The sequence below is a fragment of the Luteimicrobium subarcticum genome (genome assembly GCF_002798015.1).
Lineage (GTDB): Bacteria > Actinomycetota > Actinomycetes > Actinomycetales > Cellulomonadaceae > Luteimicrobium > Luteimicrobium subarcticum.
Genome location: NZ_PGTZ01000010.1, coordinates 156889 through 172713 on the forward strand (window position 1 = coordinate 156889; position 15825 = coordinate 172713).

Consider the following 15825-nt stretch of genomic DNA (forward strand, 5'->3'; position numbering starts at 1 on the left):
GGCGTCAGCCGGTCACTCGGCGGACGAACCCCCGAGCAGGTAGTGCTTGCCGCTGCCCTGCAGCTTCGAGAAGGACGGCAGCTTCTGCTTGCCCTTCGGCGCGGCCTTCGGGCTGGCGGCCTTGTCGAGGTGGACGACCTCGGCGCGCGAGCCCTTCGTGCCCTGCAGGTGCAGGACGAGCGCGTCGGTGCCCTTCTTGGCGACGTCCGAACCGAGGCTGTACACGATGGACGTGTTGCCCTGGTCCGCGAACAGCGGCGCCGAGACCTGGACGGCCGGGTCGGCGACGTCGTACGCGACGGCCGGCGAGTCGTCGACGTCGGTACCGGTGAACGCGTTGAACATGCCCACCGCGTAGGTGATCGGGAACGACGTGGCAGACGCCTTGACGCCGAGGATCGCCGGGTTCACCGGAACCAGCAGGACGTCGTTGTCGAACACGTTGGTGTCGACGTCGCCCTCCTGGTAGTTGACGGGCTGGACGTCGACGAGGGTCGGCGCCCCGGTGCTGTCCCGGTCGTTGAGGTCGTAGACGAGCGCCTCGAGGAGGTCCGTCGACGGCGCGTTCTGCACGTCGACCTCGAAGTCCGGCTTCCCGTCCTTCGTGGCGTCGATCTGGACGTACGGGATGACCGAGTTGCCGATGGTCGCCCAGTCGCCGAACGTCGCGAGGCCGATCCACAGCTCGCCGTTCGAGTACCCGCGGGTGCCCTTGACCGACCCGGTGCCCACGTACTTGAGGTCACCGGACGTCGTCGACGTGTTGTAGGTGCAGCCGGACGTCTGGGTGCCGGTGCAGACGGGCAGCTTGGGGCTCTTGGCACCGAGCTGCAGGACCGACACGAGCGACCGGTAGGCCGTCGAGCCGGACCCCTGGGAGACGCCCTTGCCCTTGAGGGTGAGCGCGGAGAGGGTCTGCTTGCCGCTGTGGAAGGTGGTGGCCTTCGTCGTGGTCGTCGACGCGGGCTTGGCGGCCCCGTAGACGGGGACGCGCAGCGACTTCTTGCCGGACGGCGTGACGAGCAGGCGACCGGACGCGTCCGACACGTACTGGCGTGCCTCGTCGGCACCCGTGTACGGGCTGACCTGCGTGGCGTCCATCGTGGGGTCGATCGTCTTGCGCAGGTCGGCCGTGACGACGGTCATCGTGACCTTCACGTCCTTGCTGGAGTGCGCGGGGATCGCGACGGCGGTCGGCGACACCGAGTAGGTGACCCCGGGCTGCTTGACGACACCCTGGTACTTCAGCGTGACGGTCGTCTTGGACGAGCCGGTGTTCTGCACGCGGACCGTCCGCTTCTCCGTGACGATCGCCTTGTTGGCGGGTGCCTCCACGACACCGAACGAGGCCGAGACCCCGCCGCGCACGTCGGTGTCGTACGCGATGACGCTCGTGTCGACCGCCGCGAGGGCGTCCACGCGGCCGGCGCCGACGCGTGCCGGGCCGTACTTGTGCCCGCTCTTGTCCGTGCCGGTGTACAGGTCGTGGCCGGCGGTGTTCATGACGGCGGCCTTGATCGCCTCGGCCGACCACGACGGGTGCGCGGCCTTCACGAGCGCGGAGATGCCGGCGACGTGCGGGGTCGCCATGGACGTCCCCGACTCGACGAGCACGCCGTTGCCGGAGCCGAGGCCCGCGGACGCGACGGTGTCACCGGGTGCGGTGACGTCGGGCTTGACCACGCCGAGCGACCCGTGGGTGCCCCGCGAGCTGAAGGTGCTGAGGGTGTCGGTGATGGCGGGCATGACGTCCTTGATGGTGGCCTGGAGCGACCCGTCGAACGTGACGTTGAGGGTGCCCGCGGTCACGGCCGGCTGGAGCCGGTCGGTCTGCGTCTTGGGGAGCTGGACGACCGGGATGGCGGTGCTGCCCGTGATGCCGGCGCCGAACACGTCACGACCGGAGGTGAAGATCGCGCCGATCGCGCCGGCGGCCGCGACGTTGCCGGAGCGTCCGACGGAGCCGCAGCGACGGGTCGCGTCGTTGTCGTCCCAGACGAGCCAGGCGACCTTGCCCTTGACCTTCGCGGCGTCGGCGGCCGAGAGGGCGGTGCAGCCGTCGGCGTTCGCGCCCGGGATCGCCACGACGTCCCCGGTGACGGGGGCCGCGGTGGCCCACGGGTACGCGACCGAGAACTGGCTCGCGGCGATGCCCGCGACGTCGGACGGTGCGTTGACCTTCAGGCCGTCACGCAGCTGGTAGGCGTCCACGGAGCTCGCGACGGCGAGCGACCGGACCGCGTTGCCGGGCGAGCCGCCCGTGTCGGTGAGGTCGCCGTTGTTGCCCATCGCGATGACGGGCAGCACGCCGTTCTTGGCGAGGTTGTCGACGACCGCGTTCTCGGGGTCGTCGACGGTGCCGTAGTCGGAGCCGAGCGACATGTTGACGACGTCGAGGTGGTCGGAGAAGTCTCCGTCACCGTTGGGGTCGAGCGACCAGTCGAGCGCCGGGATGACCTCGTCGGTCGAGCCGGTGCAGCCGAACACCTTGAGGGCGTAGAGGGTGGCCTCTGGCGCCATCCCGGGGCCGATCTTCATGTCCATGAGCTTGTCGCTCGTGAGCTTCGCGTAGCTGCCGGTGAACGTCGAGCCGTCGGCGTTCTCGCCGTAGCCCGCGACGGTGCCGGAGACGTGCGTGCCGTGGGCGTCGCAGCCGAGCGGGTTGACGTCGGGGTGCGGGACGGGCTGGTAGTTCGCCGAGGCGGGGTCGGCGTCGTAGTCGTCGCCGACGAAGTCGTAGCCGCCCGCGACCTTCGCGGTGGGCGTCCATGCCGCGGTCGAGTGCGCGTGCGCGGTGTTCCACGCCGCGACGGTGCCCGGGCCGCCGAAGTCGGCGTGCGTGTAGTCGATGCCGGTGTCGATGACGCCGACGGTCACGCCCTTGCCGGTGTTGCCGGCGTCGCGCCACGTCGCGAGCGCCTTGGTGAGCACGGCGGTGCTCGAGTTGCTGATCTTCTTGGGGACGATCGGCGTGATCTTGACGACGTCGTCGCGGGCGGCCATGGCGTCGATCGCGTCGCTGTCCGCGGAGACGGCGACGCCAGGGACGGCGTTGGAGACCGTGTAGAGCGCGGTGGCCTTGGCGTCCTCGCTCTTCGCGGTCTTCACGACGGCGTCCGCGTTCTTGTCGACGGCGCCGCGCCGCGCGTTCGCGGCAGCCTTCTTGGTCGTCGTGCCGCCGGAGGTGGCGGCGGCCACGTCCGCGGCGCCGCTGCCGGCGAGCTGGACGAACACGGAGTTCCGTCCCGTCGTGCTCGTCGCGAGGGAGCCGCCCAGTTTGCTCGCGGCGGCGGCGTCGAACGTGTGACCGGAGGCGACCGGGACCGGCGTCGCGAGGTCGCCGTCCGACGCTGCGGACGCGGCGACGCTGCCGAGCCCGATCGCTCCGGCGGACGCGAAGAGGGTGGCTGCCGTGATGGCTGCCACCCTCCTGCTGCGCCCGCTGCTCGTGTGGAGTGCCATGCACTTTCCCTTCGGTTCCGGGTGCCGGAAGGGCCGGGGCGGGCGCGTCCGGGGTCTCCGGAGCGGGCCCGCCGTCGTCCACCCGACCCGTTGCGCGAGCGGACCCGACCGTGCTGCGCCGCCACGCTACGTCGCGAGGCGGAGGCTGAGAAGACCCTGTAGATGCTTGTCGCAGGCATGTTACCCGGACGTAACTTGCCGGCGCCCGCGCAGCCCGCCCTGCGGGCCGCCGTAGCATCGGAACGTGACCCTCGACCTCGCCGTCCACCCTGCTCCCGCCCCGCTCGCCGACGACGCACGGGCCGCGATCCTGGCCGATCCCGGGTTCGGCCGGTACTTCACGGACCACATGGCGGTCGCGCGGTGGCAGGACGGCGCCTGGCAGGACGCCGAGATCACCGCCCTCGCGCCCTTCTCGCTGCACCCGAGCGCCGCGGTCCTGCACTACGGCCAGGAGATCTTCGAGGGGCTCAAGGCGTACCGCCACGCGGACGGATCCGTGCACCTGTTCCGTCCGGAGAAGAACGCCCGCCGCTTCGCGCAGTCGGCCGAGCGCCTCGCCCTGCCGGTCCTGCCTGAGGACGACTTCGTGGCGACCGTCGCCGCGCTCGTCGAGGCCGACGCCGCCTGGGTCCCGACGCCGCGCGACGCGTCCCACGAGGCCAGCCTGTACATCCGGCCGTTCATGATCGCGACGGAGGCGTTCCTCGGGGTGCGGCCCTCGCAGGAGGTCACGTACTCGGTCATCGCGAGCCCCGCCGGCCCGTACTTCGCGGGCGGCGTGCAGGGCGTCGCCCTGTGGGTCACCGAGCAGTACACGCGTGCCAGCCGCGGCGGCACGGGCGCGGCCAAGTGCGGCGGGAACTACGCGGCGTCCCTCGCGGCGCAGGCGGAGGCGCGCGAGCACGGCTGCGACCAGGTGCTCTACCTCGACGGTGAGGAGCACGCCTGGCTCGAGGAGTCGGGGACCATGAACCTGTTCCTCGTCACGGACGACGGCGAGCTCGTCACCCCGAGCCTCGGCACGATCCTCGAGGGCGTCACGCGCGACAGCATCCTCGACCTCGCCCCCGACCTCGGCCTGCGGACCACCGAGCGCCGCGTGTCGCTCGCCGAGCTGCGCGACGACCTCGCCTCCGGACGCGTGCGCGAGGTGTTCGCCGCCGGGACCGCGGCCGTCATCACGCCCGTCACCGCGTTCCGGGGACGCGACGCAGCGACCGGCGACGACTACGAGGTGACCGTGGGCGACGGTGCACCGGGCACGACCGCCCTCGCGATCCGCACGGCGCTCCTGGACGTCCAGTACGGGCGCGCGGAGGACACCCGCGGCTGGCTGCGCGAGGTCGTCCCGGCCTGACGTGCCGGCGGGCCGGCCGGCCAGGGAGGGCCGGGCTGCGCGGTCCCCGTACACCCGACGGCCCCCGATCTACGTGGACCGCACGATGGGACGAACCCGGCACCCCTCCTAGTGTCGAAGGGTCAGCCCTGTCGCACGGGCGAACGATGCCCGGACAGGCCCCCACGACGAAGTGAGGCCTCATGACACGAGCACGGACCAGAAGCAGGTTGAGAACCGCCGTCGCGGGCGTCGCAGCGCTCGCCACGGCTCTGACGGTGGGCGTCCTCGTCGCACCGTCCGCGTCCGCCCACGGGTGGATCACGTCACCGCCGAGCCGGCAGGACTTCTGCTCGACCGGCAAGACGTCGTTCGACTGCGGCGAGATCAAGTACGAGCCGCAGAGCGTGGAAGCACCGCACGGGTCGCTGAAGTGTTCCGGCGGCAGCGCGTTCACGATCCTGGACGACAGCTCCAAGCCGTGGCCGCGGACCAACACCGGCACGACGGTCACGTTCCAGTGGAAGCTCACGGCGGCGCACGCCACGTCGTCGTGGGAGTACTTCGTGGACGGCAAGCTGTTCACGACGTTCGCGGGCAACAACAAGCAGCCCCCGTTCAGCTTCTCGCACACGGTGTCGGGGCTCCCGACCGGCCAGCACACGATCCTGGCCCGCTGGAACATCTCCGACACGGCCAACTCGTTCTACTCGTGCGTCGACCTCAACATCTCGTCGGGCGGCACGGACCCGGGTACGCCGACCGCGACGCCCACCCCGACCGTGACGCCGACCGTCACCCCCACGAAGACGACCACTCCGACGAAGACGGCCACGCCCACCCCGACCACCCCGGGCACCTGCTCGGCGGCCGCGTGGAGCTCCTCGCTGGCCTACGTCGGTGGCAACACGGTGACCTACAACGGGTCGCTCTACCAGGCCAGGTGGTGGACGCAGGGCGAGACGCCCAGCAACACCGCCTGGGGTCCCTGGAAGCTCCTCGGCACCTGCTAGCCACGTCCGTCCCCGGACGCCTCGGGCCGGCCGGGTCCTCCGCGACCCGGCCGGCCCGCGCGCGTCCGGTCCGGCCGGCGAGGGCGGCGGGCTTTTCAGCGTGCCGCGCAGCACGTCCGGGTGGTACGGCTTGCGCATGCGTCTCGACACCGCCCGCACCCTCGACGACGGCCTCACCGAACGCCGCTTCACGCTCGACGTGGACGGCGCGACAGTCCCCGGCATCCTGTGGACGCCGGCCGGCGCCTCCGAGTCCGCACCCGCGCCGCTGATCCTGCTCGGCCACCCCGGCGGCCTGGACGCGATGTCCCCCCGGCTCGCGGGACGCGCGCGACGGTCCGCGCGGGACGGGTTCGCCACCGCGGCCCTCGAGCTCCCGGGCAGCGGCGAGCGTGCTCGTCTCGAGGAGGTCGACGCGGCACGCGCCGACCTGCGCGCCGCGCTGGCGGCCGGTGAGCCGGTCCCCGACGACGTGGTCGACCGGTTGGTCCTTCCCCTCGTGGACCGGTCGGTCCCCGAGCACCGTGGTGCCCTCGACGCGCTGGGCGCCCTGCCCGAGGTCGGTGGACCCGCCGGGTACTCGGGCGGCATCGTCGCGATCGGAGTCCGGCTGGCGCTCGTCGAGCCACGGATCGCGGCGCTCGGCCTGTTCGCGGGCAGCTTCCTGCCCGGCACCACGGTGGACGAGGCGCGCCGCCTCACCGTCCCCGTGCACGTGCTGCTGCAGTGGGACGACGAGGGCAACGACCGACAGGCGTCCCTCGACCTGTTCGACGCGATCGGCTCGCCCGAGAAGACCCTGCAGGCGAACCTGGGCGGGCACCGCGGCGTCCCGGCGTTCGCGGGCGAGGACGCCGCGCGGTTCTTCGCCCGGCACCTCGGCGGCCGTCCGGGGTGACCTCTCGTCGCCCTCCCGCCGGGGTCGATAGTTGCTACATGCAACTGGTAGGGGTCTTTACATACGCGGTTCGCACGATTGCGCCTGAGTTGTCAGAGTTCCTAGCGTCGTGAGGCTAGCCCGTCCTAGGCCAGAGGTCCGAGGCGGTCCCCCGATGAAGCGAGGTCCCATGACTCGATCACCCCTCCGCGCCGCCGCAGCGGCGCTCACCGCCGCCCTCGCGGCGCTCACCGCAGGCATCCTGATCGCCCCCGCAGCGGACGCACACGGCTGGATCACGTCGCCGTCGAGCCGACAGGACTTCTGCTCGACCGGCAGGACGTCGTTCGACTGCGGCGAGATCAAGTACGAGCCCCAGAGCGTGGAGGCCCCCAAGGGCTCTCTGAAGTGCTCGGGCGGCAGCGCGTTCACGATCCTCGACGACAACACGCTCGCGTGGCCGCGCACGACGACCGGCACGTCCGTCACCTTCCAGTGGAAGAACACCGCGCTGCACTCCACCGCGTCGTGGGAGTACTTCGTCGACGGCACGTTGTTCAAGACGTTCGACGGCGGCAACAAGCAGCCCGCGGCGACCGTGTCGCACACCGTCACCGGGCTGCCCACCGGCCAGCACACCATCCTGGCCCGCTGGAACATCGCGGACACCGTGAACGCGTTCTACTCGTGCGTCGACCTGACGGTCACGGCGAACGGCACCGACCCCGGCACGCCCACCTCGACGCCGACCGTGACCCCGACGGCTACCGCCACGCCGACCGTGACCCCCACGAAGTCGGCCACGCCCACGGCCACCGCGACGCCGACCAAGACGGCCACCCCGACCGCCACGGCCACCCCCACGAAGACCGCCACGCCGACCGCGACGGCCACGTCCGGCTCGTGCACGGCGGCCGCGTGGAGCAGCTCGCTCGTCTACGTGGGCGGCAACACGGCCACGTACAACGGCTCGCTCTACAAGGCGAAGTGGTGGACCACCGGCGAGACGCCGGGGTCCCAGCAGTGGGGTGCGTGGGAGCTCGTCAGCGCCTGCTGACCCGCGCCACCACCTCTCGCACCACGTCGACCCCGGCGCCCAGGGCTGAGGGCCCAGCGCGCCGGGGTCGACGCGCGTCAGCACGACCCGTCCCTGTGCTTCCCCGGACCATCCCTTGGTCGGTAGTGGCAGGCTGGTGCCGTTCCTAGCCTCGTGGCATGGCCGTCCGGCCGACCCACCCGAGGAGGCACCATGACCACGCACAGCACGCCGAGCACCGGCGAGGCGGACTGCACCGCCCGCTGGACCGGCCTGTCCCGCGCCGGTGTGGCCGTCTCCACCGCGGCGATCGCGGTGCTCACCGTCCTCGCCGTCGTGTCCGAGCAGCCGCCGCAGCACCTCGCGCTCGACGTCGTCTGCGGGGTCTTGTCCGTGCTCGGCGCGGCGTTCGTGCTGATCAGCGTGTCGGACGTCCCGCGCCGGCGCGCCCTCGCCACCGGAGCGGGCGCGCTCGCCGCCCTCGGTGCCCTGTCGCCGGGCGCGATGCCCGCGTCGACCATGACGACGCTGGTGGTCGCACGGACCATGCCCCTGCGCTCCGCGATCCCCGCGGCCGTGGCGGGCGCGGCCGGGCAGGCCGTGCGCGGCGCGTGGCGCGACGTCGGGATCGGGTACGGCTGGTGGCTGCTGTGCGACGTGGGGGTCCACGCCGCGCTGCTCGGATGGGGCGCGTACGCGCGGACGCGCGCCGACCTCGTCGCGTCGCTGCGTGGACGCGTCCGCGCCGCCGAGGCCGACCGGGACCGCCGCGCCGAGCAGGCGCGCCGCGACGAACGCCTCCGCATCGCCCGCGACATGCACGACACGCTCGCCCACCGGCTGTCGCTGGTCGCCGCGAGCGCCGGCGCCGTCGCCTACCGCCCGGACGCTCCGCCGGAGCGGCTCGCTGCGGCCGCGCTCGTCGTCCGGGACGGGGTGGCCGAGGCTCTCGACGAGCTGCGCGCCGTGATCGGGGTGCTGCGCGACCCGGAGACGACGGTGCCCGACCTCGACACGCTCGTGACCGAGGCCCGGCACGCGGGCACGCCGGTCGAGCCGACCATCGACCCGGCGGTCGTCGCGCTCACCGCGACGACGCGCGGCGCGGTGGCGCGCACCGTCCAGGAGGCGCTGACGAACGCGCGGCGGCACGCCCCGGGCGAGGTCGTGCGGCTCGACGTGGCAGTGGACGCCGGAGGCCCGGACACCGGTGCGCGGTGGGTCCGGGTGGTCGCCAGCAACCCCGTCCCCCGCCCGGACGCGCCGGCGCACCGGCCGGGGGTCGGGCTCGCCGGCCTGGGCGAGCGCGCGGCAGCGCTGGGCGGCAGGCTCGACGCCGGGGTGGTCGACGCCCGGTGGACGCTGCGGGTCGACCTGCCCGTCGCACCGGAGCGGGTCGGATGAGCGGCCGAGCCGGGGACGCCCCGGTGCGGGTCGTGGTGGTCGACGACGACGCGCTGGTCCGGCGCGCGCTCGTGACCCTGCTCGACGGGGTGCGCGAGGGGGTGCGCGAGGGGGTGCTCGACGGGACGCGCGGCGGCGACCGGGGAGTCAGGCGGATCGAGGTGGTCGGCGAGGCGTCCGACGGGGGCACGCTGGAGCCGGTCCTGGACGCGCACCCCACGGACGTCGTCCTCATGGACCTGCGGATGCCGGGCGTGCGCGGGATCGAGGCCACGCGCCGGGTCACCCGGCGTCCTACGGCGCCCCGCGTGGTCGTCCTGACGACGTTCGACACGGACGACGAGGTGGCCGGGGCGCTGCAGGCCGGCGCGGCCGGGTACCTGCTGAAGGACGCACCCCCGGACCGGATCGTCGCCGGGGTGTTCGCCGCCGCGGCGGGCGAGCCGGTGCTGGCGCCGGCCGTCGCCCGCCACCTGGTGACGCACCTGACGACGGTCACCGCGGCGCAGGACGAGGCCCGCGCCGCCCTGGCCGCCCTGACGCCGCGCGAGCGCGAGGTGGCGCAGCTGGTCGGGCAGGGGGCGTCCAACGCCGAGGTGGGGAGCGCGCTGTTCCTGTCCCTGCCGACGGTCAAGGCGTACGTGTCGAGCGTGCTCGACAAGCTGGGCTGCCCCAACCGCACGCGTCTGGCGCTGCTGGTCCGCGACGCGCGCCTCGACCCGTCGGACGGCTGAGTGCATGGTCATACGTGCCCCTGAACCGGCGACCGGCCCGACATGCCCATGACATGACGTGCTCGGGAGGACGCTCAACCAATTCGCAGCGTTTCCACATCATGGATATCTCGGCGAATGCTGACAAAGCTCAAGTAGCGTTCAGATGTCCCTGAGCCGGCTGACAATGACGCAGATCCCGCTCGCCACCGCGACACGATGGAGCGTCGGAATGACCATGCACTTCGTGCGACCGGACCCTCGACAGCCATCCCGTGAGCGCCGGAAGTCCGGGGCTACCAGGACCTCCGCCCTGTGCATCGCGCTCGCCGCGACGTTGGCCGCGTGCAGCTCGGGAGACCAGCAGGCTGCTGGCGACTCGCCGTTCTACGCGTCCCTCGGCGCCCTTGAGTCCGCCTCGGACCATGCCTTGCTGATCTCGGTGACGGGCATCGAGAAGGCCGTGATCGAGGGCATGGACCAAGACATCGTCCACGCCGACGTGGAGGCGAGCGATCCCGACTTCGACCACAAGACGGTCACGCTGACCCTGCCGGTCGACAACGGCACGGACGACTCGGTCGAGCTGCGGACCGGGACCGAGTATGCGGTCTTCGTCAAGGTCTCTGACTCCGGGGTGGCCTACCTGACTTCGCCTGATCAGGGAGTGTTCCCCGTCGTCGACGGCACGGCCGGCCACAGCGACGCCGGCACCTTCCCGCTCGGCGACGCGGCACGTCGCCTGGGTCTTGCTGGCTAGGCAGTTCGCATGGCCATCACCGCGGAGTCCGGCATGACGCCCTGGTCGTGCAGGACATCCTCGGTGGCGACCTGATCCTGGCCGAGGTCCACGTGGACGGCACCAAGATCGGCAACCACTGCTGGAACCGGCTTCCGGACGGACCTCACCGCGGACTCCCGCTACCACCGGGAGCAGTACGAGCTCCTCCGGCGGAGGGTCTTCGACGCGATGGAGGCGTCCGCAATGCCCGGGCCGCGCCAGACGGAGTCGTAGCCTGCGGGGCTCAGGCGCGGCCGCGGAGGCGGTCGATCTCGCGGCGCTCGCGCTTGGTGGGGCGGCCGGCGCCGCGATCGCGCAGGCCCGCAGGCCCTGCGAACCCGCGCTCCGGCGGCGGCGGCGAGTGGTCCACGTAGGCCTTCGCGGCCTCGGGCGCGCCGACACGCTTCGGCACGAGCTCGACCACCTCGACGTCGCGCTCGCGGTCCGTCCGGAACGTGACGCGGTCGCCCGTCCGCAGGGTCGCTGACGCCTTGACGCTGCCGCCGTTGACGCGCACGCGACCCGCCCGGCACCACGCGGTCGCGACCGACCGCGACTTCGCCAGCCGGACCGTCCAGAGCCACATGTCCACCCGCACGGGTCCATCCTCCCCCCGACCGCAGCGTGCTGGTGCGGGCGGGGCGCGCCCGGCGCAGCAGCACTCGCGCGTCAGGTGCTGGCGCGCACCACGAGCGACGCCGGGACGGTCACGGCAGCCGGCGTCTCCCCGTCGATGACGGACAGCAGCAGCCGCACCATCTCCGCGCTGATGCGGTCGAACGGCTGCCGCATGGACGTGAGCGGCGGGTCGAGCGCCTCCGCGATGCCCGCGTCGTCGAAGCCGCCGACGGCGACCTGCCCGGGAACGGAGATCCCCGCCGTCCGCAGCGTCATGTACGCGCCGGAGGCCATGAGGTCGGAGGCGACGAACACAGCGTCGAGGTCAGGCCGTCGCTCGAGCAGCTCGGCCATGGCGCGGGCGCCGCTGTCGCGCGAGTAGTCGCCGTGCGCGACGAGGGTCGGGTCGAAGGCGTCGCCCAGCTCGTCGCGGTACCCGTCGAGGCGCAGCCGTCCGCCGGGCGTGTCCATGGGGCCGGTGATCATCGCGACGTGCTGTCGTCCCCCGTCCAGCAGGTGCCGCACCATGGTGCGCGCGCCGGCGCGGTCGTCCGCGGACACGTACCCGACCGTGCTCTCGAACCCGAGCGGGATGCCGCACGCGATCGTCGGGATGCCGCGCTCCTGCAGCGAGCGGAGCACCGTGTTGCCGGCGTGCGACGAGATGAGCAGCACGCCGTCGACGTGGCCCGACCCGACGTAGTCGACGACGTTGCGCTGCTCCTCCTTGGTGCCGGCGACCATGAGCAGCAGCGGCATGCGGCGCCGTGCGAGCTCCTGGGCCGACCCGCGCAGCAGGACCGAGAAGTTCGGGTCCTCGAAGAGCAGGTGCTGCGGCTCGGTGAGCAGGAACGCGATCGAGTTCGAGCGTCCGGTCACGAGGCTGCGGGCGTGCTGGTTGGCCGAGTACCCGGTGGCCTCGATGGCGGCCTCGACCGCGGCGAGCGCGTCGGGCGACACCCAGTGCCCGCCGTTGAGGACGCGGGACACCGTCCCGCGCGAGACGCCGGCGGCAGCGGCGACGTCCTTGATCGTCGGCCGGCGACGCGGGGTCGCACCGGCCTTGTCGGTGATCATGCGGGTCATGCTTTCACGGCACCCGCAGCGAGATCGACCTGCCAGAACCGCTGGAGCGTCAGGAACAGCGCGACGAGCGGGATGATCGACAGCAGCGCCCCCGTGATGACGGACGTGTACATGGCGGGCTGGGTCGCACCCTGGTTGAGCAGGCCCGACAGCCCCACGGTGAGCGGGAAGAGCTTGTCGTTGCCGAGCATGATGTACGGCAGCATGAAGTTGTTCCAGATGGCGACGAACTGGAACAGGAACACGGTGACGAGCCCCGGCATCATCATGGGCACCGCGAGCCGGAAGAAGATCCGCCCCTCCCCCGCGCCGTCGGTCCGGGCGGCCTCGATGACGTCGTCGGGGACGGCGGCCGCCGCGTAGATGCGGGACAGGTAGATGCCGTACGGGCTGATGATGCTCGGCAGCAGGACGGCCCAGTACGTGTTGGTCATGCCGACCTTCGCGAGCAGCAGGTACTGCGGGATCGCGAGGACGACCGCGGGCATGAGCACGCCCGCGAGGATGACGTTGAAGGTCGCCGTCTTGCCGCGGAACGAGTACTTGGCGAGCCCGTAGCCGGCCATCGCCGACACGAGGACGGACAGCACGCCGCCGACGCCCGCGTAGAGGGCCGTGTTGAGCATCCAGCGCCAGAAGAGGCCACCGCGGTAGTCGGACAGCGCGGTGATGTTGTCCCACAGGTGGGTCGAGGGCGCGAGGGTGAACGTGCTGAACAGCTCTCCGGCGCTCTTGGTCGACGCGATGACGACCCACACGACGGGGAGCAGGCAGTAGGCCGCCCCGAGGAGCAGGACGGTCGTGCCGCCCCAGGCGGTACGACCGGCGGTACGACCAGCGGGGCGGCCGGCAGCTCCGTCGGGGCCGGGTCGTCCGGGCGCGGTCGGGGCGGGGAGGGTGGTGGCGGTCATGTCACTTCTCCTGGGCGAACGCACGGCGCTGCACGAGGCGCAGGAAGCCGAACGAGAGGACGAGGGTCGCGAGCGCGATGACGACGGACAGCGCGGCAGCCGAGTAGATGTCGTTGCGGATGAACGCGTTCCGGTAGACCGTCATGAGCGGGCTCCACGTCGACGCGATGGTGTTCGTGAGCGGCTTGAGGGTCATGGGCTCGGCGAACACCTGGAGCGTCGCGATCATCGAGAACAGGAACGTCAGGATGAGCGACGGCATGACGATCGGGACCTTGATGCGCCACGCGATCTGCCGCTCGGTCGCGCCGTCGAGGCGCGCGGCCTCGTACAGGTCGGACGGGATCGCCTTGAGGGCGGTGTAGATGACGATCATGTTGAACCCGACGCCGCCCCACAGGGCGATGTTCGCGATGGCGAACAGCACCCACCCGGAGTTGAGGATGTCCGGTGAGCCCCACCCGAGCTTCTCGGTGACGTACGTGAACGGGCTGACGCCCGGCAGGTACAGGAAGCCCCACAGCAGCGACGAGATGACGGCCGGGACGGCATAGGGCAGGAAGATCGAGACGCGCGAGAACGGCTTCGACCGGACGCGGTGGGCGTCGAGCAGGAGCGCGAACAGCAGCGCGAGGCCGAGCATCGTCGGCACGAGGATCACGCCGTACACGAGCACCCGGACCACGGACGCCACGAAGTCGGGGTCGGACAGCGACGACCGGTAGTTCTCGAAGCCGGCCCACACCTCGGTGTGCGACCCCTTCCCGAGCCCGAGGCCGGAGACCTTCACCTTGCGGAAGCTGAGGTAGACGGCGTAGAGGATCGGCAGCGCGAGGAACAGCACGAACAGCACGGCGGCGGGCGCGACGAACGCGTAGGGCGCGGCGGCGGTCCCGCGGCTCCGGCGGCGGGCGGGCGCGCCACCGGTCGGGGCCGGCGACGGCACCGTGGGCGACGCCCCGTCGGTCGGGCGGTCGGTGGTCGTGGTCATGCGGTGCTCCTCGGGTGCGTGCGACGGTGCGCGCGGGCGCGGGACCGGCGGGCGTCCGGTGCCGGGCGCCCGCCGGTGCGGGTCATTCCTTGACGTTGTAGCCAGAGCTCTTGAGGTTGTCGAGCGTGGTCTTCTGCATCGAGGTGACCGCGTCGCCGAACGCCTGCTGCGTCTTGGCCTTGGTGGCCTTGCCGAACTCGTCGTTGTACGCCGAGTACGCGACGTCGACGTTCGGGCCGTAGGTGAACGGCTTGACCGTGCCGGAGATCTCGGCGGCGAGCGAGTAGAAGTCGGGCTGGTTCGAGAAGAAGTCGGGCGGGCTGGTGAGCGCGGACTTCTGCGACGCCAGCGCGGCCGGGTAGAGGCCACCCTCCGAGACGAGCAGGTCGGCCGCCTCGGACGACGTGTTGAGCCACGTCACGAACTCCGCCGCGTACTGCGGGTTCTTCGACTGGGTGGTCACCGCGGTCGCGGAGCCGCCCCAGTTGCCGGTCGCGTCGTCGCCCGCGGTCCACTGCGGGAGCTTGGCCATCTTCCACTGGCCCTTCGTGTCGGGCGCGTTGCCCGACAGGACGCCGGGCGCCCAGATCGCCGAGATCCAGCCGACCTGCGTGCCGTCGTTGAGGGCCTTGTTCCACGCAGGCGTGTACATCGGCTTGTTGTCGATGACGCCCTCCTCGACGAGCTTGCCCCAGTAGGTCGCGACCTTCTGGGTGGCCTCGGAGTCGATGTCGACGGACCAGGCGTCGCCGTCGACACCCCACCAGGACGCGCCGGCCTGCTGTGCGAGACCGGTGAACCAGCCGGCGTCGGTGGACGAGAACGTCCCGAGGTACGCCTTCGGGTCCTTCTGGTGGAGCTCCTCGGCGACCTTGGCGTAGTCGTCCCACGTGGTGGGGACCGTCAGGCCGTACTTCTCGAAGACGTCGGCACGGTAGTAGAACTCCATGGGCCCGGAGTCCTGGGGGACCGCGTAGACGGCGTCGGAGCCGAGCGTCACGGCGTTCCAGGAGCCGTCGCCGAACGCGCTCTTCGTGGCGGGGTCGATGTCCTTGCTGATGTCGGCGAGGGCGTCGGACGCGACGAGGGTCGGGATCTTCTGGTACTCGGCCTGCATGATGTCGGGCGCGCCGGAGCCGGCCTTGATCGCGGTGAGCAGCTTCGTGACGGCCGGGTCGCCGCCGTCCTGCTTGTTCACCTCGACGTGGATGGTGGGGTGCTCCTTGTTCCAGACGGCGGCGACCTTGTCCATGCCGGGCGCCCAGGTCCAGTAGGTGAGCTCGATCTTCTGTGCCGGGTCGGTGGGCGTCGTGTACGCGCCGGAACCGGAGCCGGAACCCGAGCCGGAGTCGTCCGACGAGCATCCGGCGAGCAGGAGTGCGGACGCCGCTGCGACGACGGCGGCGGCCTTGACTGACGTGTGCGGTCGCACGTGACCTCCTCGTTGAAGCCCCTCGCGCGGTTGCGACGGGGTACGACTCGAGCCTCGAGCCGCTGTGCACGATCACAGTAGTTGCACGCCCGTGTCTCTTGTCAACGTCCAAGTACCGCAGAGAAAAGCGATCGTTACGGTTCCGAGACACTGTGTGCGTTC

Annotated in this window: 13 protein-coding genes and 1 pseudogene; 8 read left to right on the forward strand and 6 right to left on the reverse strand. The window is 71.8% G+C overall.

The features are described from left to right. Positions 1-12 precede the first annotated feature (12 nt). Positions 13-3462 carry a S8 family peptidase gene (locus CLV34_RS12835; protein WP_100350698.1) on the reverse strand — a complete coding sequence of 1150 codons (3450 nt, stop codon included), beginning with the start codon at positions 3460-3462 and terminating at the stop codon, positions 13-15. A gap of 244 nt (positions 3463-3706) precedes the next feature. On the opposite strand from CLV34_RS12835, the gene CLV34_RS12840 reads away from it, so the two are divergent. The 8 genes and pseudogenes from CLV34_RS12840 to CLV34_RS17355 all read left to right on the forward strand — a co-directional run. After that, positions 3707-4822, forward strand: coding sequence for a branched-chain amino acid aminotransferase (locus tag CLV34_RS12840; RefSeq protein ID WP_100350699.1), 1116 nt, complete (start codon positions 3707-3709; stop codon positions 4820-4822). A gap of 209 nt (positions 4823-5031) precedes the next feature. Next, the gene (locus tag CLV34_RS17230) at positions 5032-5814 is read left to right on the forward strand and encodes a lytic polysaccharide monooxygenase (RefSeq protein ID WP_281255199.1); all 783 of its coding nucleotides are present in this window, start codon (positions 5032-5034) and stop codon (positions 5812-5814) included. A 136-nt stretch (positions 5815-5950) separates the two neighbouring features. Further along, positions 5951-6712, forward strand: a complete 762-nt coding sequence (locus CLV34_RS12850) for a dienelactone hydrolase family protein (RefSeq protein ID WP_100350701.1) — start codon at positions 5951-5953, stop codon at positions 6710-6712. Positions 6713-6881: 169 nt separating this feature from the next. Further along, positions 6882-7748, forward strand: a complete 867-nt coding sequence (locus CLV34_RS17070; protein ID WP_170044684.1) for a lytic polysaccharide monooxygenase — start codon at positions 6882-6884, stop codon at positions 7746-7748. Between the two features lie 192 nt (positions 7749-7940). Next, the gene (locus CLV34_RS12860) at positions 7941-9131 is read left to right on the forward strand and encodes a sensor histidine kinase (RefSeq protein WP_100350703.1); all 1191 of its coding nucleotides are present in this window, start codon (positions 7941-7943) and stop codon (positions 9129-9131) included. After that, on the forward strand, positions 9128-9865 hold the full coding sequence (locus tag CLV34_RS12865; protein WP_100350704.1) for a response regulator: 738 nt from the start codon (positions 9128-9130) through the stop codon (positions 9863-9865). The genes CLV34_RS12860 and CLV34_RS12865 overlap by 4 nt, the downstream gene beginning before the upstream one ends. Positions 9866-10031: 166 nt before the next feature. After that, positions 10032-10604 (forward strand): hypothetical protein, encoded by a 573-nt coding sequence (locus CLV34_RS12870; RefSeq protein WP_157803841.1) that lies wholly within the window; start codon positions 10032-10034, stop codon positions 10602-10604. A 47-nt stretch (positions 10605-10651) separates the two neighbouring features. Continuing rightward, positions 10652-10735: pseudogene (locus tag CLV34_RS17355) on the forward strand (hypothetical protein); the annotation flags it as partial. Between the two features lie 134 nt (positions 10736-10869). Here the strand turns inward: CLV34_RS17355 and CLV34_RS12875 are convergent. The 5 genes from CLV34_RS12875 to CLV34_RS12895 all read right to left on the reverse strand — a co-directional run bounded on the left by CLV34_RS12875 (position 10870) and on the right by CLV34_RS12895 (position 15663). Continuing rightward, complete coding sequence (locus CLV34_RS12875) at positions 10870-11223, reverse strand: RNA-binding S4 domain-containing protein (RefSeq protein ID WP_100350706.1); 354 nt, start codon at positions 11221-11223, stop codon at positions 10870-10872. A gap of 71 nt (positions 11224-11294) precedes the next feature. Then, complete coding sequence (locus CLV34_RS12880) at positions 11295-12329, reverse strand: LacI family DNA-binding transcriptional regulator (protein WP_425436239.1); 1035 nt, start codon at positions 12327-12329, stop codon at positions 11295-11297. Then, the gene (locus CLV34_RS12885) at positions 12326-13240 is read right to left on the reverse strand and encodes a carbohydrate ABC transporter permease (RefSeq protein ID WP_100350707.1); all 915 of its coding nucleotides are present in this window, start codon (positions 13238-13240) and stop codon (positions 12326-12328) included. Before CLV34_RS12885 ends, CLV34_RS12880 begins: the two co-directional genes overlap by 4 nt. A gap of 1 nt (position 13241) precedes the next feature. Then, positions 13242-14231 carry a carbohydrate ABC transporter permease gene (locus CLV34_RS12890; RefSeq protein WP_100350708.1) on the reverse strand — a complete coding sequence of 330 codons (990 nt, stop codon included), beginning with the start codon at positions 14229-14231 and terminating at the stop codon, positions 13242-13244. Positions 14232-14313: 82 nt separating this feature from the next. Beyond that, positions 14314-15663, reverse strand: a complete 1350-nt coding sequence (locus CLV34_RS12895) for an ABC transporter substrate-binding protein (RefSeq protein WP_100350709.1) — start codon at positions 15661-15663, stop codon at positions 14314-14316. Between the last annotated feature and the right edge of the window lie 162 nt (positions 15664-15825).

Bases quoted from the DNA above. Each gene is read 5' to 3' on its own strand.
- CLV34_RS12835 (WP_100350698.1), bottom strand. From the start codon at position 3,462: ATGGCACTCCACACGAGCAGCGGGCGCAGCAGGAGGGTGGCAGCCATC.
- CLV34_RS12850 (WP_100350701.1), top strand. From the start codon at position 5,951: ATGCGTCTCGACACCGCCCGCACCCTCGACGACGGCCTCACCGAACGC.
- CLV34_RS17070 (WP_170044684.1), top strand. From the start codon at position 6,882: ATGACTCGATCACCCCTCCGCGCCGCCGCAGCGGCGCTCACCGCCGCC.
- CLV34_RS12860 (WP_100350703.1), top strand. From the start codon at position 7,941: ATGACCACGCACAGCACGCCGAGCACCGGCGAGGCGGACTGCACCGCC.
- CLV34_RS12865 (WP_100350704.1), top strand. From the start codon at position 9,128: ATGAGCGGCCGAGCCGGGGACGCCCCGGTGCGGGTCGTGGTGGTCGAC.
- CLV34_RS12870 (WP_157803841.1), top strand. From the start codon at position 10,032: ATGACGCAGATCCCGCTCGCCACCGCGACACGATGGAGCGTCGGAATG.
- CLV34_RS12880 (WP_425436239.1), bottom strand. From the start codon at position 12,329: ATGACCCGCATGATCACCGACAAGGCCGGTGCGACCCCGCGTCGCCGG.
- CLV34_RS12885 (WP_100350707.1), bottom strand. From the start codon at position 13,240: ATGACCGCCACCACCCTCCCCGCCCCGACCGCGCCCGGACGACCCGGC.
- CLV34_RS12890 (WP_100350708.1), bottom strand. From the start codon at position 14,231: ATGACCACGACCACCGACCGCCCGACCGACGGGGCGTCGCCCACGGTG.